The organism is Desulfosporosinus lacus DSM 15449 (genome assembly GCF_900129935.1).
Classification (GTDB): domain Bacteria; phylum Bacillota; class Desulfitobacteriia; order Desulfitobacteriales; family Desulfitobacteriaceae; genus Desulfosporosinus; species Desulfosporosinus lacus.
In genome coordinates this window covers 276999-299812 of sequence record NZ_FQXJ01000005.1, presented here as the reverse complement: position 1 = coordinate 299812, position 22814 = coordinate 276999, and the positions used below count along the sequence as shown (strand labels likewise).

At 40.7% G+C, this 22814-nt stretch carries 25 protein-coding genes and 1 riboswitch; of the genes, 18 read left to right on the top strand and 7 right to left on the bottom strand.

The window, feature by feature from the left end; translation table 11 throughout:
* Nucleotide 1 precedes the first annotated feature (1 nt).
* A complete protein-coding gene (locus tag BUB11_RS08440) occupies nt 2-760 on the bottom strand; it encodes a tetratricopeptide repeat protein (protein ID WP_242947494.1) in 759 nt (252 codons plus the stop codon).
* 215 nt (nt 761-975) lie between these two features.
* Between BUB11_RS08440 and BUB11_RS08435 the strand changes: the two genes are divergently transcribed.
* The 6 genes from BUB11_RS08435 to BUB11_RS08410 all read left to right on the top strand — a co-directional run bounded on the left by BUB11_RS08435 (nt 976) and on the right by BUB11_RS08410 (nt 5553).
* Nucleotides 976-1605 carry an HD domain-containing protein gene (locus BUB11_RS08435; protein ID WP_073029317.1) on the top strand — a complete coding sequence of 210 codons (630 nt, stop codon included), beginning with the start codon at nt 976-978 and terminating at the stop codon, nt 1603-1605.
* Between the two features lie 24 nt (nt 1606-1629).
* Complete coding sequence (locus tag BUB11_RS08430; protein ID WP_073029316.1) at nt 1630-1869, top strand: hypothetical protein; 240 nt, start codon at nt 1630-1632, stop codon at nt 1867-1869.
* A gap of 92 nt (nt 1870-1961) precedes the next feature.
* Nucleotides 1962-2288, top strand: a complete 327-nt coding sequence (locus tag BUB11_RS08425; protein WP_084110213.1) for a HesB/IscA family protein — start codon at nt 1962-1964, stop codon at nt 2286-2288.
* A gap of 218 nt (nt 2289-2506) precedes the next feature.
* A complete protein-coding gene (locus tag BUB11_RS08420; RefSeq protein ID WP_073029315.1) occupies nt 2507-2800 on the top strand; it encodes an ACT domain-containing protein in 294 nt (97 codons plus the stop codon).
* Between the two features lie 52 nt (nt 2801-2852).
* Nucleotides 2853-4220: a PFL family protein gene (locus BUB11_RS08415; RefSeq protein ID WP_073029314.1), complete on the top strand. Its 1368-nt coding sequence runs from the start codon at nt 2853-2855 to the stop codon at nt 4218-4220.
* 382 nt (nt 4221-4602) lie between these two features.
* A riboswitch (cyclic di-AMP (ydaO/yuaA leader) is annotated at nt 4603-4745 on the top strand.
* Nucleotides 4746-4749: 4 nt separating this feature from the next.
* Nucleotides 4750-5553 carry a C40 family peptidase gene (locus tag BUB11_RS08410; RefSeq protein WP_073029313.1) on the top strand — a complete coding sequence of 268 codons (804 nt, stop codon included), beginning with the start codon at nt 4750-4752 and terminating at the stop codon, nt 5551-5553.
* A 278-nt stretch (nt 5554-5831) separates the two neighbouring features.
* Here BUB11_RS08410 and uvrC read toward each other — a convergent pair whose 3' ends face one another.
* Nucleotides 5832-7646 (bottom strand): excinuclease ABC subunit UvrC, encoded by a 1815-nt coding sequence (uvrC, locus tag BUB11_RS08405; RefSeq protein WP_427846303.1) that lies wholly within the window; start codon nt 7644-7646, stop codon nt 5832-5834.
* 100 nt (nt 7647-7746) lie between these two features.
* Between uvrC and BUB11_RS08400 the strand changes: the two genes are divergently transcribed.
* The gene (locus BUB11_RS08400) at nt 7747-8268 is read left to right on the top strand and encodes a hypothetical protein (protein WP_073029311.1); all 522 of its coding nucleotides are present in this window, start codon (nt 7747-7749) and stop codon (nt 8266-8268) included.
* Between the two features lie 6 nt (nt 8269-8274).
* Here the strand turns inward: BUB11_RS08400 and BUB11_RS08395 are convergent, their stop codons facing one another.
* A complete protein-coding gene (locus BUB11_RS08395; protein ID WP_073029310.1) occupies nt 8275-8718 on the bottom strand; it encodes a DMT family transporter in 444 nt (147 codons plus the stop codon).
* 131 nt (nt 8719-8849) lie between these two features.
* Between BUB11_RS08395 and BUB11_RS08390 the strand changes: the two genes are divergently transcribed.
* The 7 genes from BUB11_RS08390 to BUB11_RS08360 all read left to right on the top strand — a co-directional run bounded on the left by BUB11_RS08390 (nt 8850) and on the right by BUB11_RS08360 (nt 13593).
* Nucleotides 8850-9224, top strand: a complete 375-nt coding sequence (locus BUB11_RS08390) for a hypothetical protein (protein WP_073029309.1) — start codon at nt 8850-8852, stop codon at nt 9222-9224.
* Nucleotides 9225-9358: 134 nt separating this feature from the next.
* Nucleotides 9359-10462: an aminofutalosine synthase MqnE gene (mqnE, locus tag BUB11_RS08385; protein WP_073029308.1), complete on the top strand. Its 1104-nt coding sequence runs from the start codon at nt 9359-9361 to the stop codon at nt 10460-10462.
* A 24-nt stretch (nt 10463-10486) separates the two neighbouring features.
* Complete coding sequence (locus BUB11_RS08380; protein ID WP_073029307.1) at nt 10487-10969, top strand: metallophosphoesterase family protein; 483 nt, start codon at nt 10487-10489, stop codon at nt 10967-10969.
* A 14-nt stretch (nt 10970-10983) separates the two neighbouring features.
* Entirely contained in the window at nt 10984-11568 is a 585-nt protein-coding gene (locus tag BUB11_RS08375; RefSeq protein WP_073029306.1) for a DUF2103 domain-containing protein, read from the top strand.
* Between the two features lie 92 nt (nt 11569-11660).
* Nucleotides 11661-12773 (top strand): hypothetical protein, encoded by a 1113-nt coding sequence (locus tag BUB11_RS08370; RefSeq protein WP_073029305.1) that lies wholly within the window; start codon nt 11661-11663, stop codon nt 12771-12773.
* Complete coding sequence (locus tag BUB11_RS08365; protein WP_073029304.1) at nt 12770-13075, top strand: EscU/YscU/HrcU family type III secretion system export apparatus switch protein; 306 nt, start codon at nt 12770-12772, stop codon at nt 13073-13075. Before BUB11_RS08370 ends, BUB11_RS08365 begins: the two co-directional genes overlap by 4 nt.
* Nucleotides 13076-13149: 74 nt before the next feature.
* Nucleotides 13150-13593, top strand: a complete 444-nt coding sequence (locus tag BUB11_RS08360; RefSeq protein ID WP_073029303.1) for a DUF2383 domain-containing protein — start codon at nt 13150-13152, stop codon at nt 13591-13593.
* A gap of 46 nt (nt 13594-13639) precedes the next feature.
* Here the strand turns inward: BUB11_RS08360 and BUB11_RS08355 are convergent, their stop codons facing one another.
* On the bottom strand, nt 13640-13963 hold the full coding sequence (locus BUB11_RS08355) for a hypothetical protein (protein WP_073029302.1): 324 nt from the start codon (nt 13961-13963) through the stop codon (nt 13640-13642).
* Nucleotides 13964-14188: 225 nt separating this feature from the next.
* Between BUB11_RS08355 and BUB11_RS08350 the strand changes: the two genes are divergently transcribed.
* Nucleotides 14189-14452 carry an antibiotic biosynthesis monooxygenase gene (locus BUB11_RS08350; RefSeq protein ID WP_073029301.1) on the top strand — a complete coding sequence of 88 codons (264 nt, stop codon included), beginning with the start codon at nt 14189-14191 and terminating at the stop codon, nt 14450-14452.
* Between the two features lie 72 nt (nt 14453-14524).
* On the opposite strand, the gene BUB11_RS08345 is transcribed toward BUB11_RS08350, so the two are convergent.
* From BUB11_RS08345 to BUB11_RS08335, 3 genes are all read right to left on the bottom strand, one after another.
* The gene (locus BUB11_RS08345; RefSeq protein ID WP_073029300.1) at nt 14525-15352 is read right to left on the bottom strand and encodes an aminotransferase class IV; all 828 of its coding nucleotides are present in this window, start codon (nt 15350-15352) and stop codon (nt 14525-14527) included.
* Nucleotides 15339-17369 (bottom strand): aminodeoxychorismate synthase component I, encoded by a 2031-nt coding sequence (pabB, locus tag BUB11_RS08340; protein ID WP_073029299.1) that lies wholly within the window; start codon nt 17367-17369, stop codon nt 15339-15341. The genes BUB11_RS08345 and pabB overlap by 14 nt, the downstream gene beginning before the upstream one ends.
* Nucleotides 17370-17669: 300 nt before the next feature.
* A complete protein-coding gene (locus BUB11_RS08335; RefSeq protein ID WP_073029298.1) occupies nt 17670-18170 on the bottom strand; it encodes a hypothetical protein in 501 nt (166 codons plus the stop codon).
* A 141-nt stretch (nt 18171-18311) separates the two neighbouring features.
* On the opposite strand from BUB11_RS08335, the gene BUB11_RS08330 reads away from it, so the two are divergent.
* The 3 genes from BUB11_RS08330 to pssA are packed head-to-tail and all read left to right on the top strand — an operon-like array spanning nt 18312 to nt 22318.
* Nucleotides 18312-21092 carry a helicase C-terminal domain-containing protein gene (locus BUB11_RS08330; protein ID WP_073029297.1) on the top strand — a complete coding sequence of 927 codons (2781 nt, stop codon included), beginning with the start codon at nt 18312-18314 and terminating at the stop codon, nt 21090-21092.
* A gap of 54 nt (nt 21093-21146) precedes the next feature.
* Complete coding sequence (locus BUB11_RS08325) at nt 21147-21785, top strand: phosphatidylserine decarboxylase family protein (RefSeq protein WP_073029296.1); 639 nt, start codon at nt 21147-21149, stop codon at nt 21783-21785.
* Nucleotides 21782-22318, top strand: a complete 537-nt coding sequence (gene pssA, locus BUB11_RS08320; protein WP_073029295.1) for a CDP-diacylglycerol--serine O-phosphatidyltransferase — start codon at nt 21782-21784, stop codon at nt 22316-22318. Before BUB11_RS08325 ends, pssA begins: the two co-directional genes overlap by 4 nt.
* Nucleotides 22319-22814 lie beyond the last annotated feature (496 nt).

Genomic DNA, 22814 nt, shown 5'->3' with positions numbered 1-22814 from the left:
ATTAGGGTTTGACCAAGGTTTGAAAGCGAGGATCACTACGAACGGGGAGAAAGTCCTGTTCATTACGGGCGACTTCCTTGACATCGGTATCAAGAGCGATCGCAAGTTTCAGATATTCCAGGACTTTGTCAACATTACCTTGACGACCGTAAATGCTGGCAATGCCATAATAGCTCCATGTATCTTGATCGTCTAGTTGCAGAGCCTTTTGATAGGATGCGATTGATTCATCCCAGCGATCTGCCAGTTCATAGGCCAGTCCTTGATTAAAATGTGCATAGACAAACGAAGGATTTAAATCAAGGGCTTGCTTAATAAGGGCAAGCCCTTGATTATGGTGTCCCTGAAAAGCGAGAGCAGCTCCTTTGGCATTTAGTGCTTCATAACAATGATCATCAATTTGTAAGGCCTGATTGAAAAGATCAAGTGCTTCAGGGAATTGGCGTTGGTAATAAAGCTTAAGCCCCTGTTCGTAGAGAATAAGTGCTTGGGAATCTGATATATGGACTGAGAGCAGAGCTGAGGTTCGGGAGAGCTCCTTATCTTGAGGTTCAGATGAAGAATCAAGGCTTTTCTCAGGCGCGGCAGGTATTTCTTCTGGTTCAGTTGGGGATAGGGTTTGTTCAAATTCAGATGTAAAGGAAAACGTGGAATTACTTTGTAAAGTATAGAAAACTGTTATAGCAATAACCAGGACTATTCCAAGTGAAATGATAATTTTTGATGATGATCGTTTGCGCATAAGCACTCCTTTGAGCATATGAATAGATCCAACTGGATTCTTCGCTAATTATAGCATAATTACAGAGATATATAATTAATATCCCTATAGACTTAAGTTGAGAAATATAATTGCTAATTTCCATAATTGGAAAACTTGACAAGGCAAGAATCGCGGAATAAGATAATTTTAAAGTATTGTACCTTTCCATCAAGTGTAAATGGTGTTCATCCTCTGGAATGGGGGTTATAAAAATGACTTATGTTTTATCACAAGATGCCTTGCAACAGATTATTCAAGTTGCGCAAGGATTCTACGCTCGGAAAGATCGTGCCCATGATTTAGAACATGCTTTAAGAGTTAGAGAGTGGGGCAGAAAACTGGCTCTGGAAGAAGGCGCAGATATAATTGTCATTGAATTGGCTGCACTTCTCCATGATATTGGTCGTTCTGGTGCAGTGGAAAAAACTCACGCAGAAAGCAGTGCTGGGTTAGCTGTAAATATTTTGCAAAAAAACGGTTATTCTGAGGGGATAGTCAAACAAGTTAAAGAAGCAATTATTTCTCATTCCCGGGAGGCGGGGCATGAACCGAAGACCCTTGAAGCCAAGATTCTGTATGATGCTGATAAATTAGATTTTGTAGGTGCAATTGGGTTGGGACGTTTGTTTACTTGGGCTGGAGTCCAAGGGTGGACTTTAGTAGGAGAAAACTCCTGTGAGAAATTTTACCATGATAGAATCTGCAGCTACAGAGATCACTTGTTCACACAGTCTGCTAAAGCATATTTTGATCCATTATTTCTTTATATGGAAGGATTTTGGCAACAATTACGTGCCGAAAGACTTAAATTATCTAATTCTGGACAAGCTGACACTATATAAAGCTTGAAAGGATGAATCAAAATAATGCGTTGGTTTTGGCGACTGTTAACTCTCCTTGTTTTTATGGGACTCGTTCGAACTTTATTAGTTCCAGAACCGAAAACCTTTATTGTCTGGCCAAAAGAGCAAAATTGGGTACAAACGATTCAAGGGGAACTAAGACAATGGCAAGAATTATCCCAGGATCTTCCGGCGAGTATTGAAGTTGAAGTGCGTCGTCTTTGGAAAGATTTTGAACCAAATGGAGACGGCAAAGAAGTATAATAATCAATAAGAGTTATATTTATGCGATACTTTAAAAAAAACTAGAAGTATGGTATATTAAGAATTAATTGGATCAAAAAGGAGTGAAGATAATGGTTAATATTACTGAAATAGCTGCCCAGAAAGTTAAAGAAGTGCTTAAGAATCAAAATAAAGAAAATGCATTTCTTCGCCTTTATCTTGTAGGTATTGGCTGAGGTGGGCCGAATTTCGGCATGACTCTGGAAGAGTCAAAAACGGATGAAGATGTTCTTGATGTTGAGCATGGTGTTTCTATTCTAACGGATAAAAAACTTACCACCCACTTAGAAGGGGCAGTCGTCGATTTTATTGAATCTAACAATGGTGGTGGATTCGAAATTCGAACGGCGAAGTCCGGTGGTGGTTGTGGAGATAGTTGCGGTGGAAGCTGTTCGTAATTGTTCGGTAAAAGAGAGCTCGGTGAGCTCTCTTTTTTAGTACCTTAAAAGAACCATTTATCTCAATTCGAATCTATATTTAGTCAAAACTTACGGTTTTAGTCATTTTCAGTTATACATTAATAAACATAAAACTTGAATGGGGCTTGAGTATACTAGGTAAATATGTTAGTCTAATCCCCATAATAGATACATTGCCGATAAAGGGAGGAAGAACCATGACTATGCCACGAGAAGAATCTAACCATGCAATTATAACCGTAATAGGGCGTGATCAGATTGGAATTATTGCTTGGGTCTCCGGGCGTCTTGCTGAATATCACGTAAATATTCTAGATATTAGTCAGACAATATTAAATGAATTTTTCACAATGATCATGGTCGTCGACTTAGAGCCATCTACATTAAAGCTTGACGTATTAGCAAGCACCTTGGAACAAGAGGGAGACAACAAAGGGTTACAGGTAAAGGTTCAACACGAAGATGTTTTTAAGTTTATGCACCGTATCTAATTAGTAGTGTAAAATCAGACAGATGGAGTTAAGTGAATAGTGGAGGTAAGTCATGACAATCACATTCGCACGAGAAGAAATACAACAAACAATTAATATGATCCATAAGGAAAACCTTGATATTCGGACTATTACAATGGGAATTAGTCTGCTTGATTGCAGCTCCGATGATATTGGCAAGATGGAAAAGAAAATCTATGATAAGATTACCAAAAATGCAGGGAGATTAGTTGAAGTTGGCGAGCAAATCTCGGCACGTTATGGGATTCCCATTATAAATAAACGGGTTTCTGTTACCCCCATAGCGATCGCAGCAGCCCAAATGAATGTAGATGAAATGGTACGGATTGCTAAGACATTGAACCGGGCTGCCCGTGAGATTGGAATTAATTTCGTAGGCGGTTTTTCTGCACTAGTTCAAAAAGGGTTTACTTCAGGAGATTTGGCACTTATAGATGCTATACCACAAGCACTTAGTGAGACGGAATTTGTCTGTTCTTCAGTGAATATCGGAACAACAAAAGCTGGAATTAACATGGATGCGGTGCTTAAAATGGGCAATGTAATTCTAAAGTCTGCTCAACTCACTGCAGACAATGACGGGATTGCGGCCGCTAAGTTGGTGGTATTTTGTAATGCCCCAGAAGATAACCCTTTCATGGCGGGTGCTTTCCATGGTGTAGGCGAACCAGATACAGTTATTAACGTTGGTGTCAGTGGCCCAGGGGTTGTCGCAAAGGTTGTAAAAAAATATCCTGAGGCAGATTTTAGTGAACTGTCAAATTTGATAAAACAAACTGCCTTCAAAATTACCCGTATGGGAGAGTTAATAGCGCGTGCGGCATCAAAGGCTTTAGATGTTCCGTTTGGAATTATAGATCTTTCCTTAGCCCCTACTCCCGCAATTGGGGACAGTGTAGCAGAAATACTTGAGAATATGGGTCTTGAACGATGTGGAACCCATGGAACCACCGCAGCCTTAGCTCTGCTCAATGATGCAGTTAAAAAAGGGGGAGCGATGGCCTCGTCTCATGTTGGAGGGTTAAGCGGCGCTTTTATACCTGTTTCGGAGGATGCAGGAATGGTAAGGGCTGTTGAAGAAGGGGCTTTGACCCTGGATAAGTTGGAAGCAATGACCTGTGTCTGTTCAGTCGGTTTGGATATGATTGCGTTGCCGGGTGACGTCAGCGCAGAAACGGTTTCGGCCATCATAGCAGATGAGGCGGCCATAGGGATGATTAATAAGAAAACTACCGCAGTGCGAGTGATTCCTGCGATTGGTAAAAAAGCTGGCGACCGAGTAGAATTTGGAGGACTTTTGGGAGGAGCACCTGTTATAGCCGTACATCCCTATTCTTCAAAATTGTTTGTGCATCGCGGAGGTCGGATTCCTGCACCAATTATAAGCCTTACTAACTAAATCGAAATTTGTTGCAAAATATTCATAAAGTTAAAGGGCCTCTAATGAGGTCTTTTTTCTTTGTGTCTACATTTTTACTTAAGGAAAATATACTTCTTGGCCGATGTACCCAAAAATAGCCTTCTTAGGTAAACATTGGTTGGATGGCAGATTTGAATTGGGATACACTGTTGTAGGGATTTGAGTGAGACCATTCATATAGTGATTACAGGCATTTTTATCGTCTGCTGGATAGACTAACCCCTTTATCTTTATCTTTATCTGATTGAGGTCTTAGATTAATTCAACATATAATAACTGGAATAGATATTTTTCCGCAGAGAGGAATTTTTTCCCTTAGGAATTTTGCAGGACATTTTAGGTTTGTCTCGAATAGTATTAATTATAGTAAAAGCTGAATCCAAATCCTGTACTTTGGAGCGGGGGATTATTATTGGGGTGAATCACGTGGACGATTCACGTGTAGGGCTTACACCTGCTGCCCGAATCCGTCAACTAACCTCGCAAGCTAAGAAAGGTGGATTTTTTCTTGGCGGTTTCCTCTTCTACGTGTAAGTGGTTGGGAAGCGTTGCTTTGTCAGGCCTGCTTTTAGCAAGCAGCCTTCCTACTTTAACGTCAGCTCAACCCAGTACGACGATAAGTCGTGCTCCTATGAAGCCCTCGTTGCTCGTTGCTGATAGTTTATCGGCAGAAAGTTATACGCAGACAGTACGCAAGCAAATGCAATGGGTCGCAAGCCCGATCACCAATGTCAGTGTGGAAAGTGCTTCCATACCTGAAGAATCTGTATCTATACCGAGCGAGCCAGTAGCAGTTGCTGTTGCTGAGAAAACAACTCAACCAAGCAATGATTTACAAACAATAAAGGTACAGACTGCTAAAAAAGTGCCAGAACCTGTTCAAGTTGTAGCCGCAGTGCAAGGAAAAGTTGAAGTGGCAACAGAACCGCCTAAACAACAGGTATCTAGATCCAGTAGCCCTACTCTTGTGAGTAATGCTCTAAGTCTAAAAGGTGTACCTTATGTCTTTGGAGGAACTAGCAAGAGTGGCTTTGATTGTTCGGGATACACTCAGTATGTTTTCAAGGGTTCAGGCATATCCTTGCCAAGGACATCTCAAGAGCAATTTAATGTGGGGTCATCTATAAAGAAAGATCAACTGCAAACGGGTGATTTGGTATTCTTCACGACGTATGCAAAGGGACCGTCCCATGTTGGCATTTATATCGGCGGTGGAAATTTCGTACATGCGTCCAACAGTGGTGTGCGTACAACAAGCCTTAGTGATGGTTATTATTCAAGCCGTTATCTGGGGGCACGTCGAGTCAACTAGTTTACCTGTTAAGGGAAACTAGGACAGTACAAAAAGGTCCAGCAAGAATTTGAGTTCTTGCTGGACCTTTTTGTATTATTACTTTCAAAAATTGTTCTAAAGTTGTGGTAACCAGGGGATAGGTTTGAATTTAACGCATTCCCCACCTGGTTTAGCAAAAGCAAACGACGAATTCTGAATATAATAATCCGTAATTGAGCATTTATGAGTTCGTTTAAAGTAACATTTGCGACATACTTCAACTCGGTAATTTAGGATCACTGGACGAATTCTCCCTTCTATTCGACAGGCTTTGTGTCGCGAAAATGTTCATAGATTGTGGCAGCTGCATTTTGTGGAATTCCGGCTGCTTGAAGCTCTTCAAGGCTGGCACTCTGAATCTCATCCAGAGATGGAAAATGACGTAACAGTTGCTGCTTGCGTTTAGGGCCAATACCTGGGATGCTGTCTAGTGCAGAGAAGGTCATATTTTTGGTTCGTTGTTGGCGATGGAAGGTAATTGCAAAGCGATGGACTTCATCTTGAATTCTGCCTAGTAAAAAAAACGTGGGATGATTTTTAGTTAATGGGACTTGGCCCCCCGACTGATCTAGAAGTCCATGAGTTTGATGCCGGTCGTTTTTAACCATGCCAGCAACGGGAATGGTTAAGTTTAATTCTTTTAATGCCTTTAAAGCAGCGCTTATTTGTCCTTTCCCTCCATCGACTAGGATTAAATCTGGAAGAGGATCGTTCTCTGATACTAACCTTGAATATCTGCGCATAACTACCTGATTCATGGCAGCAGTATCGTCCAATGTTTCCATGGGTTGAATTTTAAATTTACGGTACCCCCTGCGTTGAGGTTTACCTTCGACGAATTGTACCATACCGGCAACGTTATGAGTTCCCGCAATGTTTGAAATGTCAAAGGCCTCGATTCTGCTGGGGGCTGGGATGCTTAAGACTTCTCCAAGTGTTGCTAAAGCCTGCCCTGTTTCATTTTGCTGCTTAACTTCAATAGTAATTGAGTCGTGAAGGGTGGTCTGTGCATTCGTCATTGCCATTTGGATTAACTCTCGTTTCTTCCCTTTTTGGGGGATAACGATGGGAAATAGTCTAGATAAGACCAGAGATTCAATAGATGGGAGCAAAATTTCTTTGGGCCATACTTTGCGTTCAATATAGAACTGAGCGACAAAGGAAATGAAGGCATCTTCCGGATCCTCGTAATAGGGGAAAATAAAGCTGTCTCGAGCTAACAATTTGCCCTGACGCAAATAAAAAACTTGAATGCACATCTGGTCTGTCGTTATAGCATATCCTAAAACATCGCGATCAATAAAGTCATTGAGCGTGATGTTTTGCTTTTCTCCTAATTGCTTTAAATCGTTAATTAGGTCCCGATATTCTTTGGCCCGTTCGAATTGAAGCGCTTCTGAAGCTTTAAGCATTTTTCCATTTAAGAGAGCGAGAATTTCGCTTTGATCACCCTTTAGAAATGTGGAGACCTCTTTTCGCATTCCTGAATACACATCGGGAGAAATGTCATCAATACAAGGGGCCAGGCATTGCGCTAAGTGGTAATATAGGCAAGGCTGAGAGGGGATCTGACGACATTTTCGAAAAGGAAACAATCGATTAAGCAAACGTGCAGCTTCCTTAGCGGCTGTTGAATTGGGGTAAGGACCATAGTATTTAGATTTGTCTTTTTTTATTTGTCTGGTCACAAGGACCCGTGGATGACTTTCCTCAGTAATTGTTAGGTAGGGATAAGTCTTATCATCACGCAAGAGAACATTATATTTGGGGTTATACTTTTTAATCAAATTACATTCTAAAACAAGGGCCTCAACTTCGGAATCTGTCGTGATATATTCAAAATCAGCAACTTGACTAACTAATCGGGCGGTTTTACCATCATGTGATCCTGTGAAATAAGATTTAACTCGGTTTTTGAGTATTTTTGCCTTACCGACATATATAATTTGCCCCTGATTATCTTTCATCAAATAGACCCCTGGTTTTTCTGGCAACAAGGTCAATTTTTGTCGAAGAAGATTCATATTCCCCACCTCAATTCTTATTTTAGAGGGTGGTATTATGAGATGCAAGTTTATTAATCATATCTTTGCTCTGACATACGTATATATGTAATGAGATTGCGGGTGTCATAGCAGACCTGAAGTACAAGTACAGATGGAGGGGAAAGGTATGTCTAATACTTGGGGACGACCACCGCGCAATGAAATATGGCGGGATTTACAAGCCCTTGCTTTATGGATATTGATTATTGGAGTTGTGGGTTACGTTCTTTTTCCAAGCTTTTTTAAAGATATCTACTCCCATCTGGCGGACCCTGTTACGCAAACTAGTACTCTTAACGATCAATATACTCTAAATAATTCAATTAATACAAATTCTGATTTGACAGATCAGAACTTCTTGGGGCAAGATTTTTCCAGTGTGTCTAATTCACTGTACAATAATAGTAATAACGAAGTTTCTATAGGTTATTGGGTTATCTTTGTCGCTGACGGAGAATTCAAGCAGTTGTCAGTAAGCAGCAATACCTACACCTATTTACTTAGCTTAATAGAAAGTGATGTAAATGCTGCCGGAAAAATTACGATGATATTATCTTCAAACGGCAAAATAAGCAAGTATAATGTAAGTCAAGAGATATACGCCATTATTACTAATATGGCTTTAATCGTAAATCGTAATAATACATAGAAATTATTAACGGAAGAGCAACTTGGCTCCTACGGCGAAGAAGCCAATCCCCAGCAGTTGCCATGGACTCCATGGCAATCTGCTCACACCTAGCAAACCGAAATGGTCGATTAGTACAGCCGTACTGACTTGGCCAATGATAATCGCTGTGGTGGCATTACACACACCCACTTTTGGGATGCTCACTGCAACAAGTCCGACTATGATGACACTTAGAACACCGCCCAGATATAGATACCAAGGAGTTGAACTCCAATTATGGTTTAAGAATGGTGCTCTCCACAAGAGAACAGCACCTAGAGAGACAATGGTGCCAATGATATGGACAACGAGTGTCGCCGAAAGTAAGGATGTCTTTTGACTTAACGATGAGTTTATGGTGCCCTGAACAGCCATAGCAACCCCTGAAATTGCTGCTATTAAAAAAGGAAGAGAAAGCAACTTTGACATTTAATACCTCCTGAATAAGTTTTTGGAAGCATGGTGAATATAGCCATTTCCGCTAAGATGTATCAGTATTCATTACCAAGGTTAAGGGGAAAATGTAAGTATCGTAAAAATAACTGAAAAAGAGGTGCATCATGGACATTGATTATAATTTGGTACAACGCGCCCAGATGCTACTCACTCTGGACCATCCTTTAACACATGTGCGAGAGATTCTGCTAAAGGAAGGATATCCTCAAGAACAAGTTGTAGAATTAATGGATGCCACCGAAGAAGTATTAAACTACCTCGTTCCGCCACAATATGATGAAAATAAAATAGGAATCGATATCTTACACCCTGGAGAAGAGAAAACACAGGGCAGGAAACCGACAGTTGATATATTAATTGACAAACGATCTGGACGGTTGGAACTTATAACTCCAGATCAACCTGAGACCTGGCGCGTGGCCAACGAAGTCCGCAAAGCTATCAAGCGCCAACGCAAAGCAATGAAATATTATCATTAAACATTAGCCTGACTGTAAAAGTATTTACAGTCTTTTTTTTATTTAATTCGACATCCTTTCTATATCTTTTCTCGAATTTCAGGAATTATGTTATAATAAGAATAAGTAACAATTTCAGGAAAGAAGGGTCCATAGTGGAATTTAATCCAGTATTAAAAGGGTTAGAAAAGGTATATACAAAAATAGTTAAGGAACAAAGACTAAACAGAGAAGACGGTTTAGAACTCTTACAAACGACAAATATACTTGGTCTTGGTCACCTGGCGAATGAGCGGAAACGCGCTATGACTGGTGATCAAGTTTTTTATAACAATAATGCTCATATTAACTATAGTAATGTATGTAAGGTGCGGTGTGGACTTTGTGCCTTTGCAAAAGACCCTGGTGAAAAGGGATCTTATACAATGTCAATCGAAGAAGTTGTCAATAAAGCAGGACAATTCGCAGAGCAAGGAGTTACCGAACTTCATATTGTAGGGGGAATACATCCGGATCTTCCTTTTTCGTATTATCTGGACATGATCCGAAAGATAAAAGAACGTGCTCCTCAAGTTAGCTTAAAAGCTTTCACGGCGGCAGAATATGATTTCTTTGCTCAGATTGAGAATGTGCCTGTAATAGAAATTCTTAAAACATTAAAGGACGCCGGTCTGAGCTTTATAACGGGCGGGGGAGCAGAAAATTTCAGTCCAAGAGTACGAGAAATTATTTGTCCCGGAAAACTAAGCGGTCAGCGGTGGTTAGAGATCCATCATCTTGCACATCAGCTCGGCATTCCTTCTAATGCCAACGTACTTTATGGTATTATTGAGACAGATGAAGAACTGATTGATCATCTCTTAGCGTTACGGGATTTGCAAGATGAAACAATGGGATTTAAGGCCTTGATCCCTACGGCCTTTCATCCCAAAAATACAAAATTTGAAGATCTGCCTCAAGCCAGTGCAATTCGCACCTTAAAAGTAATCGCAGTTGCTCGCTTAATATTGGATAACTTTCGTTATATTAAGGCCTATTGGGTTTCTTCAAGTCCTCAAGTGGCCCAAATGGCGCTTTCATTCGGTGCTAATGATCTTGATGGGGTTGTTCGGGAAGAGAAAATTTATCATACGGCTGGTGCCACAAGTCCACAAATGCAAAGCGAATTGCAGTTAATTAGCATGATTCACGAACTAGGACTAGAGGCCGTTGAGAGGGATACCTATTACAATGTGATTAAGACCGTACGTCCTCAATAGAGTTAGAACCAAGAGGTGGTTAAGATGCACATCGCAGTATTGTCAGATACCCATTTACGCAAAGGAAAGTCTCTCCCTAGTTTTGTTTGGGAACACTTATCTCAAGTTGATATGATTTTGCATGCTGGTGATTTAACACATATGGGGTTGTTAGAGGAACTTTCTTGTATTGCCCCTGTTCGAGCGGTTAGAGGAAATTGTGATGGTTGGGATGTTTCGTTGCCCGATCATGATATAATTGAATGCGGGACATTAAATATTGGCTTAATTCACGGCAATACCGGAAAGGGGAAAAATACCCCGGATCGTGCCTATTCTTCATTTGCAGATTCTGCAGTTAATATCATTGTTTTTGGACATAGTCATTCTCCATATTTGGAATGGAGAAACGGTATCCTTTTGTTTAACCCGGGTTCTCCAACGGATAAAAGACGCGAGCAATACTTTTCTTTTGGACTGATGGATATTCTGCAAGGGCAGGTCCAAGCCAAACATCTTTATTTCTAAATCCGGAGGAAATCATGAAACATCGCAGGAATAAGGTCAAACGTGAACACGGTATTATTCAAAATGCTTTACTCTGGTTAGAAAGTTTAAGCCGTTTAGCGGAAGTGACAGACATCATTCCTGGTGTTATAGATGTTAATCGGTCCTCAGAAAGAGGCATTGTTTACAAATATGAAACTCAAACGGGATGTAAGCTATTGCTTAAAAGTAATGGATCCATCCAAGAAGCCTTTGTAGTAACTAAACACCCTGAACGTGTTCAGGAATGGGTTAATAAGGAGTTTCCGCCCGATTTATCACCAGCAATTGCTGAAAACATATCGCCAAATGACTCCCACGAAACTAAAAAGAAGATATCAAAGATCTCCTCAAAACCAGCGGTTAAATTAGAGTACAAACCTTCCATGCCAAGGCGCCAATCGAAAAAGCAAAAGCCCTCTCAAAGTAAAGCTGTACCGTCTTATTTTAAAGATGATGATGCGCTGAATGTTGCTGACCGATTGGACAGTTCTACACTGAAGGCATTGAAACAGTTTAAAAAATCACTGGAAACCGTTAAGATTGAAAATCTTAACGCAAAGGGTAAAAGAAAATCGTGAATTTTACAGCTTAAGACGGATGTCTTGCCAGGCTGAAAATATTAGTAACTTATGGCTATATAAGCTGTTCAGCATACGAGAGGTGTATAAGTATGGAAGTAAGCAACATATCATCAGCACCTAGTTCCATTAGTGCATCCCTTCTTAATAAATTTCAGCTTGGAGAGCGTCTATTGGTGGAAGTCGTGCAAAAACTCAATAACGGGGAAGGGACTGTTCGAGTAAAAGGACAAAATATGCACGCTCTTTTAGAAACTTCTACTCAGGCGGGAGAGAAGTTTTGGGTTAAAGTAGGAAATTTAAATGAGGGCGGCTTACTGCTGATACGTGAGCCCATCCTTGGGAAATCGAAAGATATTTCTTCAGCCCCTCAACAATTACAACAGATCATAGAGAGGGGACTTCCCAATAACCAAGAAATTATTGCTCTGATAAAATCATTTCAGACATCAGATATGGGGTTATTTCGTTCGTTGTTTGGGAGTATGCAAGGGACTTCAATAACTGATGAATTATTAACCAACTTAAAAAGAGCAATCCCCCAATGGAACAGTTTTTCAGAAGATAATGGAATGGAAGAACTATTGTCAAGTTTGAAAAAACTTGGTCTTAATTATGAACAACGGATACAGCAAATGATGAAATTAGATTATCCTGCCAGGGGAATCGAGAAACAAAGGCTACAGGAGACCTTCAAAGGAATGCTCCTTAAAATAATCCAAAGTCCAACAAGTGAGGACATGTCTGATTCTGATAGTCCTCTGCTACAATTACTTCAGAAGATAACCGGTCAACAACTGTGGTTTAAAACTGGAACTATGGACAGTGCTTATATGATGCTCCATATTCCACTCTTAAATAAAGAGCAGTTTGTTCCTGTCCAGATAGCCATTGAAAGTGCGCGAAAGGGACTAAAAATGGATGAACAACACTGTAGAATTGCTGTCTTAGTTGAAACTCAGGAGCTCGGAGAGATAGGGATTGATGCTTTTTTTAATGAGAATTCATTCACATGCCGTGTTTTAAGTAACGGTTTACAATTCTTGCCAGATCTCCTTGAAGCAGTTGTTCCTGAAACAAGGGAAAGGTTTGCAAAGCTGGGATTTCACCTAGAGAGAGTTGAACTGGGAGAACTTGATCAAAATCTTGAATTTAAACATTTCCTTCAAGGATCTCGCCGTACTGGAGTTGATATTTCGAGGTGAAAGATAAGAGTGAAAACAATGACAAGAAGCAGATTAAGAAGGAAGAGAAGGCAACAGCCTTAATATATGATCAAGCTGGGGCACCTCGGCTAGTGGCTAAAGGGGTTGGAGAAGTGGCTCGGAAAATTATTGAAGCCGCTGAAACAGAGGGAATCCCTATTCAAAAGAATGCGGTACTTGTTGAAGCCTTAATGCAAGTGGAGCTGACTAAGGAAATACCGCCTCAACTTTATCGTGCAGTCGCAGAGTTACTAGCGTTTATTTATCGCTTGGAAAATGCCAAAACCTCATCTGGATCGTAATTAACCATACATAATTCATAGAACGCTTCCGCAAACTATCGAAATAAGGAAAATAAGGATGCAGGAGGTTCTCTATGAAGACATCATTTGAAGCGCTGAATAAGATCCTTAAGGGCGAACATATGGCGATCAGACAATATCAAGCATATATTGACACACTGACTGACAGTCCGTTGCGTAACCATCTTACTGCTATTCTTACAGATCATAAAGAGCATGCAAGCCGTATCGCATATTACATCCAAACCAATGGGGGGCAGGTTAAGGAAGGTGCAGGATTGGTGGGTATTGTGGCAGACTGGAAAACCCGTCTGACTAATTTAAGGGAGGCAGCGCCAACAGAAATGTTGGAACGTCTCTATGATGGTGAAGATAAAGGATTGGCTAGAGCTGTTCAGTATTCTGAACAGTACCTAAACAGTGCGGAGAAAGAGGTGCTTAATCCAATATTCTCAGATGAACATGATCATCTGAAACAATTACAAAATCTGAGGGAAGGACTTTACAATAATATTTGATATATAATAAAAAAGCGGCAAATTGCCGCTTTTTATACTTAACTCATTAATTTGACAGAGCATCCTTTTCGCGTTGTTTCTTTGATAAACGTTTCCGTGCCAACATATTGGCTACTTTACTATTGTCTCCTAAAATCATTCCTTGTAATCTCCATTCGCGGAAGAACTGCCAGAACTGTTGTTCAGAGATTCTACGGGTAAAGCCTTCAGACTCCTCATCATAAGGCCAAAAAACATCTACCCAAAGTGTTCCATTGTTGCTCAAAACCAGTAAAAAATGTACCAGTTCAGGATTCGTAGATTCAGAATCACGCATTAATATGTGGGTACGGCCGTTAGGAAAATCGGTTCGTATGTAACTCAGCTTCATCTTAATCCCCCTCTGATAATTCCAGAGATTCCTGACATATCAGGTTTAGTATAGCATGAAATGAATGATAAAACGATGGGCATTTTTAACTGCGTCGACCATTTATGCCCTATCTTAAATTATGCTAAGTGTTGATTGAAAGTTCACGAGATTTGACGTATGTGTTAAGTAAGTTTAGGACAAACTGAAAAAGCTAACTATATAAAGGATAATGGGGGGTATATTATGCTGACAGTTATTCATACGTTCAACGGTCCGGACTCAGATCGAATTTTAGGCGAAGTTCGAACCGGGATACAATCCCTTGAAGATATAGAGGGATTTAAATTTGCATCCGTCAATAAACAGGAAAACACAAGAGATATAATGCTTTTTTCGAAGTGGGAAAATCGTTCTGCTTATGAAAATTGGGCAGATACTGTTGGAGAAAATAAGGCATTTAAACAAGCATCGCCACAAATGTTTGAGGTTCTCGAAGAAAAATACTGATAAAGATTTAACAAAAATATAAGAGAGGTGCCAGGGTAAAATTATAACTGGGCACCTCTCTTGTATTTAGAATTATGTATCAAAAAAATAGCCAGATATCTTAACAAAATTCTTGTACGCAGTTTCAAGGCATCTCATTCCTGAATCTAGGGAGCCTAGTGGAGACACCGGAAAGGAAGAGGCGTTAACTTTACGAACTGGCATTATACCCATTAAGGAGTTTGTCATAAAGATTTCATCAGACGATAAGAGGTCAGATAAGGCGTATAAGCCTTCTTGTACAGAGATTTGTTGAGAGCGAGCTAAATTGAGAATAACTTGACGGCGAGTTCCAGGTAAACACCCACTAGAAAGTGAAGGAGTAAAGAGAGTTCCATCTTTCAGAAAAAAGAGATTGCTCATTGTCCCTTCAGCAAGAAATCCTTGGGTATTAAGCCATAAACCTTCCTCACACCCCTGGCGACAAGCCTCTTCTTTTGCCAAAATATTTTCCAGATAATTTGTTGATTTAATAGAGCACAAAGGAGATTGTTCATTCCTAGGGTATGGCAACAAGTTAAGCTGTATCCCAGAGGTATACTGTTCGTGTGTGTATGGTATTGAACGTTTGTGAAATAGAAGTTGGGCAGGATGACGGGTCAAGGGTGATCCGCCGCTTAGAGTGATCCTCAGGGCATATGGGAAGGTTTCCAAAGTTTGTTGGATGAACCCTTGGATAAGTCGTAACCATTCTCGTTTATCTGGCAACCTGAGGCCGAGTATCTGAGCTCCCTTGTTCATACGTTGCCAATGCAGATCAGCAAATAATGGCCCGCGATCTGTGATAAGAAGAGTTTCGAAAAGTCCAAATCCAAATAAAACCAAACGGTCATTAGTTAAAATCGTCTCATCGGGAATCATGTAAACTTCCTTTCAAGACCCTAAAAAGTGCTTTAGCTTTATCGAGAGTCTCAGTGTATTCAGCCTCGGGTCTGGAGTCTGCGACAATCCCTCCTCCAGCATGGATAAAGGCCTTTCCATCTTTTAATAAGATGGTGCGTATAACAATATTAAAGTCCCAGGCACCATCAAAGCCCATATAACCTATGCTTCCAGTATAAAGCCCGCGAGTATGCGGCTCTAACTCTTCGATAATCTCCATAGCTCTGATTTTTGGAGCACCGGTGATTGACCCCCCGGGGAAAACTGCCTTTAAAATCTCACTTGGTTTTAACTCTGGCAACAATTGTCCGGTAATAGTCGAGACAAGATGCCAGACTGTTGGATATTTTTCCAGCCTAATCAAATTAGGAACTTTAACCGTTCCAAACTTGCAAATACGCCCGATATCGTTGCGCTCTAAATCAATAATCATAGTTAATTCCGCACGATCTTTGGGACTGTTTTGAAGCTCAACAGCTTGTTGTTGATCAGCCGAATGTGAGTCTTCACGCGGACGGGTACCTTTAATCGGACGAGTCTCTATTTGTCCTTCCGGTTTAATTCGTATAAACCGTTCAGGAGAGCTGCAAAGAACTTGAAAATCTGAGTAAGGCAGAAAGGCAGCAAAGGGAGCAGGATTTTGTTGATGAAGTTGTGAGTAGAGATTCCAGGCATCTCCTTCCCAATTCATGTAGAAGCGTTGGGTGAGATTGGCCTGGTAAATATCACCTGCGTAGATATAGTTAATTACACGCTGTAAATCTGCTAAATATTGTTCTCTGGTGACACTTGGTTCGATTTTAGAATGGGTTTGAGTTTCTAATGAGTCAAATGTTTTTTGCTGGGCTTGTTCTCTGGCAAATGTATTTAATTTTTGTTCCAAGCGTTGGATTCGAGTAAGAGCTAATTCAGCACGACATCTTCCGTCTTCTTCAATACCACAGGCTGCAATCCAATATTTACACTGATCATGATCATAAATAACAATTCCATCATACCAGGCAAAACGCCACAGCGGTAAGTTCATGTCATCTTTAGCATACTTTACAAGATGTTCAATTTCATTTTTTAGGTCATAACTTAAAAATCCAACGGCCCCACCGGAAAAGGGAAAAGGAGAATTAGGCACACGGTATTTACGATTTATATCATCAAGAAAGTTTAGACATTCAGATCGTTGAAGAGGGGTTAAGTCTTGCTTTGAAAGGTAGGGCCAAATTAGCTCGAGTTGATCTGGATAGGCTGTGGCTTCTAAAAAAGGGGATGACCCCATATATGAATACTGGCCGAGTTCTTTGTAATCATTTCCGCTATCCAGGAAAAAAGGGGAGGGCTCTTCTTTAAATGCTTGGAATAAGAGATAAGGGGGAATTGACAAAGAGAGTGGCTGAACCACCCATTGTGAGGGGGAATTATTGTACTGCCATAACTTGGCATTTTGAAGGGCGTTTTTTAATAATTGATGACCAGACTGAGTTAAGATCGCTTCAGGATGAAATTGAATGCCTTCTATCGGCAGTTCAGTATGGCGAATACCCATTATTTCACCATCAGCTGTTTCTGCGGTAATTATAAGTTCTTCAGGAAGGGTAGAACGCTCGATTATCAAAGAATGATAACGTGTTACTTCCAAAGGATTAACAAGTTCTTGGAAGACTCCGTGTTGATCATGTCGAATGGGCATTGTTTTCCCATGAATTGGTTGCTTGGCACGGATAACCTTTCCTCCAAAAAATTGTCCTATAGCTTGATGTCCGAGACATACCCCTAAAATTGGGATTTGACCTTTAAAGTGTTCTATAACAGATATGGATAGGGGAGCTTCATCGGGTGTACAAGGACCAGGTGATATCACAATCAGGTCGGGATGCAACTCTTCGATATCTTTAAGAGTGCACGCATCTCGACGTTTGACTACGACATCCTCACCAAGTTCGCCGAAGTATTGGTAAAGGTTATAAGTAAAGGAATCATGATTATCCAGCAAAAAAATCATAAATTTTTTTCCCCTATCGCACATTGCAAAATTTTTAAATTTAGCTATGATAGTCAAGCAAAACAAGAGTTAAGATTTTAGTCCTGAGTTATAGGTTTCTAATGCAACATAGTGTCTCTAGTTAAGCTGTCTTTATCCAATTATGGGCTTTCAAGCTGAACTGCTTTTTAAAGTTGTAATAGACTCCTTAAAAAGAAAGCTTGGGGTAGTCGCCAAGCCTTTTGTGCATTAGCGCCAGGTTTAGTGTTATTCAATTTCAGTGTTACAGTACAAAAAGAAAAGTTGCATTAATGCAACTTTCTATTCCACTTTATGCAACGCATCTGTTAACTCCTGAAAAGCTGGATGAAGGTTGGGATTTTCAATCCCCTGTAATATAATTGTCTGATTGAGGATAACTTGCCCCACATTTGCCCCTTCTACCTCTATTTGTATAGACTGTACATCTATTGTAAGTACTTTGTTGTCTACTACAAATTTCATGCGCTTTGGCTGAGGGAAATTAGCTTGTATCCTCGTTGCTTTGACTGGGGTCTCTGTAGATGTTTCCAATGAACTGGGAGTGTGTAAATCGCTCAGGACAAATGATGCCTCTAAGAGGAATTTTTGCAGTACCGCCATATTCGTGTTCCAAGGTAATTCTACCAGCTCTGATTGGGTCATTCCTGAAGGGGAAACAGTCAAGATTACATATGTTCCGTCTTGTGTTAAAAAGGGTTTGGGAGAACATCCGTTAAGGAAAAGACAGGAGAATAAAATCGCGAGACTGAGTCCGAACATCGATATCTTTTTTTTCAACAATGGGGAATCCCTCTTCCTAATCAAAGATAGTCGAATTTCAAATTCATAAAGAGTATTCGCTATAGATTTTGAAAAATCCTGCTTTGTTGGTCCGAATGTTGAAAATAGTGTACAATATCATTAAGAGAGGGGTCAAGATTTGTGAATAAGGATATCGTGTTTTTTGATGTGGAGACATTGGACTCGGAGTTTGAAAGTGATAAATTCATTGAATTTGCTGCACTTCGGGTTCGTAACGGACAGATTCACGAATCATGTCGTTATCTTTTACAACCAGACCAAGGAGTAACCGGTAAATGGCATACGGATCTTCAAATAGAGAAACTAGGTAATGCGTTGCCATTACCTAGTGATCGCCAAGAAATCATGAATTTTCTTGGCGATGCAGTTTTAGTTGGTCATGAAATATCTGGGTGCCTCTCTATTCTTGAAAGGAAGTTAAACGTTCGTTTTCAGCAACCTTTATGGGATACGTTAGACTTAAGCAAGGTTTTTTTCCCAACTATGCATCATTACCAACTGTCATACTTGGCTGATAAGCTTTCTTTACCATTAAAAGATGAGACACTGCATCCGTCGGAAGAAAAGGCCTGGTTAACTTGGAAACTTTTTGAAGCATGCTGGAAAAAAGGCTTGAAGTTCGATTTGAGTTTTTTTGATCATGCCAAAGGCTTTATGGCGGAATGGGTAGGTAAAGATTTTATTGAACAATTGCATAAAGAAATTATTATTTCCTTTCCTGACCGCCCAATCCGTACGGATCTAGTTCTTACCCCTTTTACAGACGAGGGCCTGTTTGCCACCGAAAAGATAGCGACAAGTATTCCGGAATCTATAGACTGGGTTGTAGATAATTTTTCTCCAGGAGGGAACCTCGAACAAAATTTACCAAGTTATGAAAGCAGACCGGGTCAAGTGAAGATGGCAAGATTAATAGCTATAGGGCTTTCTTCTTCTCAGCACGTGGTTGTTGAAGCTGGCACAGGGACAGGAAAATCATTTGCTTATTTGATTCCAAGCCTATGGTCAGCTAAAAAAACCGGTCAAAAAGTCGTTGTTGCGACCCATACAATTCCACTTCAGGAACAACTTCAGAAAAAGGATATTCCTATTTTAGAAGCGGTGTTGCCGTTTTCGTTTAGAACCTCTGTACTAAAGGGAAAAAGTAATTATTGTTGCCTCAAAAAATGGCAAGGGTGCTTAGTTAATCGAGAAATATTAGGCAACCAACAAAAACTTGCAGTATTAAGTATCCTAGTTTGGTTAAGAGAAACCTTAACGGGGGACATCCAAGAACTTTCGAAAGTTCCTGGACTCATGGAACTTTGGCCAAATATAAGTGCGGATAATGAAACCTGTATTCCGGGAAGGTGCTCGAAAGCTGGAGTTTGCTTCTTGCTTAGAGCTAAAAAAAAGGCTGAAGAGTCTGATGTTCTGATTGTGAATCATTCGCTCCTTTTCTCGGATCTAAAAACAGATTATAATGTCTTACCTGAATATCATCAATTAGTGATTGATGAGGCCCATCAGATCTATCAAACGGCACTGCAACACCTCGGTTCGGAACTAAGTGTAGAAAATGTCACGCGAATTATTGATAATATATATCGGCCAACCGGAATAAATTTTTATGGGACAGTCAAACAACGTCTGCAGTCACTTGCAAGCAGAGTGCCATCTGTGCCTTGGGAGATATTTACTAAACGGTTGGAGGAAATTCCTGAAACTTGTGCAAGTGTCTTAGAACAGATGAAGGAATTATTCGAGTTGTTGTCGATGATTCTAGGAATGGAGCGAACGTTCCGATTTGTTGCCCAACATACAGTTAAACCTTGGTGGGCAGGACTTAACATTCAGATCGAAAACTTAGTGGGAAGACTCAAAAGCCTGCTTACCGTCCTCGAAAGTTTGTCAAGCGTCTTAAGTGGAGATGACGCAGATGAGATTGAGGAATTAAAATATACCTTAAATGGTCATCAGAGAGACTTACAATCATTTGTAGACACTCTTATACTGGCGATAAATGTAAATAATCCCAAACATGTAACCTGGCTTGAACAATCTTCAAGACTTTATTTAAAGACTTCCCCAATTGAAGTTAGTGAAATTCTAAGAGAAAAGATATTTTCACGTCTCGATTCCGTCATTTTGACGTCAGCTACCTTAAGCGTCTCAAATTCATTTGAACATTTTCTTCAAGATATTGGATTACCAAAGTCTACTTTAACTGCACAGGTTGATTCCCCCTTTGACTATGAGCGACAGATGCAATTTATCGTAGTTAAAAAAGGCATGAACTTTCAAAATACTGATGGGGAAAAGGCTATAGAACTTGCTGAGTTTATTGCTGAAGTTGCAGGGCGAATGAATGGTCGGACGATGGTTCTATTCACTGCCCACAGTATGCTCCGGCAAACGTATGAGTATTTGAGTCCTTTACTGGCTAAGGATGGAATCGAATCCTTGGCTCAAGGAATACAAGGTGAGCGCAGCACGTTGCTTGAAGCTTTTAAGAGGAATCCTAAGAGTGTTCTTTTGGGGGCTAACAGCTTTTGGGAGGGGATTGATATTCCCGGCGATACATTATCTTGTGTCATTTTGGTTAAGCTTCCATTTTGGCCTCCTTCGTTGCCATTAATTGAGGCCCGCTCAGAGTATCTAAAATCTCAGGGACGAGATCCTTTCCATGAACTCCTCTTGCCTGAAGCGGTTATTCGCTTTAAACAAGGATTTGGGCGTCTGATTCGGTCTAAAGGGGATCGAGGGGTCGTCATCTTATTGGATGATCGGGTCATTGAAAAATATTACGGAAGATTCTTTTTAGGTTCATTGCCAATAAGGACCCATATTCGAGGAGAGAATGCACTCGTATTTCGAAAAATCGAGGAATATACCAGGGATTTAAGTGAAGAGCTTTTATAATCGTCCTAAAAATGATAAACTAGAGTAAATCAAGAGGAGGAGGTCAATTTTTAGGTGAAACAATATCCCATTTCCCGCGATGGTTGGTTGTATCTTGTGATATTAGCAGGGCTAACGGCTTTAGCCTATTGGGTTTGGCCGTGGCTTATTATTTTACCAGGAATTCTGTTTTTATTTGTTTTATTTTTTTTCCGAAACCCGGAAAGACAAGTGCCTATTGACGAATTAACGTTAGTTTCCCCTGCAGACGGGGTAGTTATGGATGTAGAAAGGGTCTATGAGGACCAATTCTTTAATGGAGAAAGCATCCGTGTTCGAATCTTCTTAAGCGTTTTTAATGTCCATGTTAATCGCAGTCCAATGGCTGGAGAAGTTGTTTTTCGTGCCTATCGCCCGGGTAAAATGATTCCCGCTTTTAAAAGCCATGCTTCGGAGCTGAATGAAAAAAACTTTGTGGGAATTGAAAATAGTCACTTAAAAATTTTAGTGACACAAGTGACAGGATTTATTGCTCGTCGCATAGTGTGCTGGGTTGATAAAGGAGACGTCATGACCAAAGGGGAAAGATTTGGCTTGATTAAGTTTGGATCATGTACAGAAATTTTTGTGCCGACTAATGTTGAAATAATGGTTAAGCAAGGAGATAAGGTGCGAGGAGGACTAACTATAGTTGGGAAGGTGAGCGTGGAATGAGGAAAAATCCTATTACTGCACGCATGATCCCAAGTATCTTCACCTTGGCAAATTTGCTGTTTGGTTTCCTGGCACTGATCTGGGTTATTGAAGGGCAGTATACTTTAGCAGCAGCTATGATTGTGCTTTCTGTTCTTATGGATAGTTTGGACGGAAAGGTAGCCCGCAGACTTTCTGTGAGCTCTGATTTTGGTAAAGAACTTGATTCTCTAAGTGACTTGGTTTCTTTTGGGGTGGCACCTGCTATTCTTACTTACCAAGCAATCTTGTATCCTCAGCCAGATTACGTAAGGTATACCGGGTTAGGTATTGCTGCAGTTTTTGCTTTATGCGGTGCTGTACGTTTAGCTCGTTTTAACATGCTCAATATTACGACTTATTTTGTTGGCGTACCGATTACTTTCGCTGGTGGTTTTATGGCTTTGTTAATGTTTTTCCGAACTATGTTGCCATGGTATATTTATTTAGGCAGTATGTTTATTTTGGCTTTTTTAATGGTTTCGACATTTAAGGTGGCGAAGTTGGGAAAATAGAGGGGACTTGTGTGACACAGCGCTCGGTGCTTACGACGCAGAGCAAACTAACAGTTTAGGCTCTTTTCTCAGGGGAGCGGGGCGGAACAGGAACACGGGTGAGTGTTCCGCCAGATGAGCCGGCAGTGCGCTATGCCTTTCATGGCGCACCCTGCACCAGGTACGTCCTGTGCCGACGTCCGACGATCATGAGATGGGTGCTTTAGTTGCCCCTGTAGCCATGGACGGCGAGAAGGGGCCTTGGCGCTCACTGGCGGCAGTGTACATCCGATGTTCATGGATGGACTAGTGTCCCCGGAGCCCACGAAAACACTGTTTTCGCACGGATTACTCTTCTTGCAGGCACGGTCTTCGCACGGATTAGCCTTCTTGCAGGCACGGTCTTCGCACGGATTAGCCTTCTTGCAGGATGGCGGGAGGGGACCTTGTACACGCCCCGTATATGGGGTCGCTTAAACGGAAGTTTGCTTTTCTGCTTACGTAAAGACGTCGCGCT

Coding starts and splice junctions, on each gene's coding strand:
- BUB11_RS08440 (WP_242947494.1), bottom strand. CDS start 760: ATGCTCAAAGGAGTGCTTATGCGCAAACGATCATCATCAAAAATTATC.
- BUB11_RS08435 (WP_073029317.1), top strand. CDS start 976: ATGACTTATGTTTTATCACAAGATGCCTTGCAACAGATTATTCAAGTT.
- BUB11_RS08430 (WP_073029316.1), top strand. CDS start 1,630: ATGCGTTGGTTTTGGCGACTGTTAACTCTCCTTGTTTTTATGGGACTC.
- BUB11_RS08420 (WP_073029315.1), top strand. CDS start 2,507: ATGACTATGCCACGAGAAGAATCTAACCATGCAATTATAACCGTAATA.
- BUB11_RS08415 (WP_073029314.1), top strand. CDS start 2,853: ATGACAATCACATTCGCACGAGAAGAAATACAACAAACAATTAATATG.
- BUB11_RS08400 (WP_073029311.1), top strand. CDS start 7,747: ATGTCTAATACTTGGGGACGACCACCGCGCAATGAAATATGGCGGGAT.
- BUB11_RS08395 (WP_073029310.1), bottom strand. CDS start 8,718: ATGTCAAAGTTGCTTTCTCTTCCTTTTTTAATAGCAGCAATTTCAGGG.
- BUB11_RS08390 (WP_073029309.1), top strand. CDS start 8,850: ATGGACATTGATTATAATTTGGTACAACGCGCCCAGATGCTACTCACT.
- BUB11_RS08380 (WP_073029307.1), top strand. CDS start 10,487: ATGCACATCGCAGTATTGTCAGATACCCATTTACGCAAAGGAAAGTCT.
- BUB11_RS08375 (WP_073029306.1), top strand. CDS start 10,984: ATGAAACATCGCAGGAATAAGGTCAAACGTGAACACGGTATTATTCAA.
- BUB11_RS08370 (WP_073029305.1), top strand. CDS start 11,661: ATGGAAGTAAGCAACATATCATCAGCACCTAGTTCCATTAGTGCATCC.
- BUB11_RS08360 (WP_073029303.1), top strand. CDS start 13,150: ATGAAGACATCATTTGAAGCGCTGAATAAGATCCTTAAGGGCGAACAT.
- BUB11_RS08355 (WP_073029302.1), bottom strand. CDS start 13,963: ATGAAGCTGAGTTACATACGAACCGATTTTCCTAACGGCCGTACCCAC.
- BUB11_RS08350 (WP_073029301.1), top strand. CDS start 14,189: ATGCTGACAGTTATTCATACGTTCAACGGTCCGGACTCAGATCGAATT.
- BUB11_RS08345 (WP_073029300.1), bottom strand. CDS start 15,352: ATGATTCCCGATGAGACGATTTTAACTAATGACCGTTTGGTTTTATTT.
- pabB (WP_073029299.1), bottom strand. CDS start 17,369: ATGATTTTTTTGCTGGATAATCATGATTCCTTTACTTATAACCTTTAC.
- pssA (WP_073029295.1), top strand. CDS start 21,782: ATGAGGAAAAATCCTATTACTGCACGCATGATCCCAAGTATCTTCACC.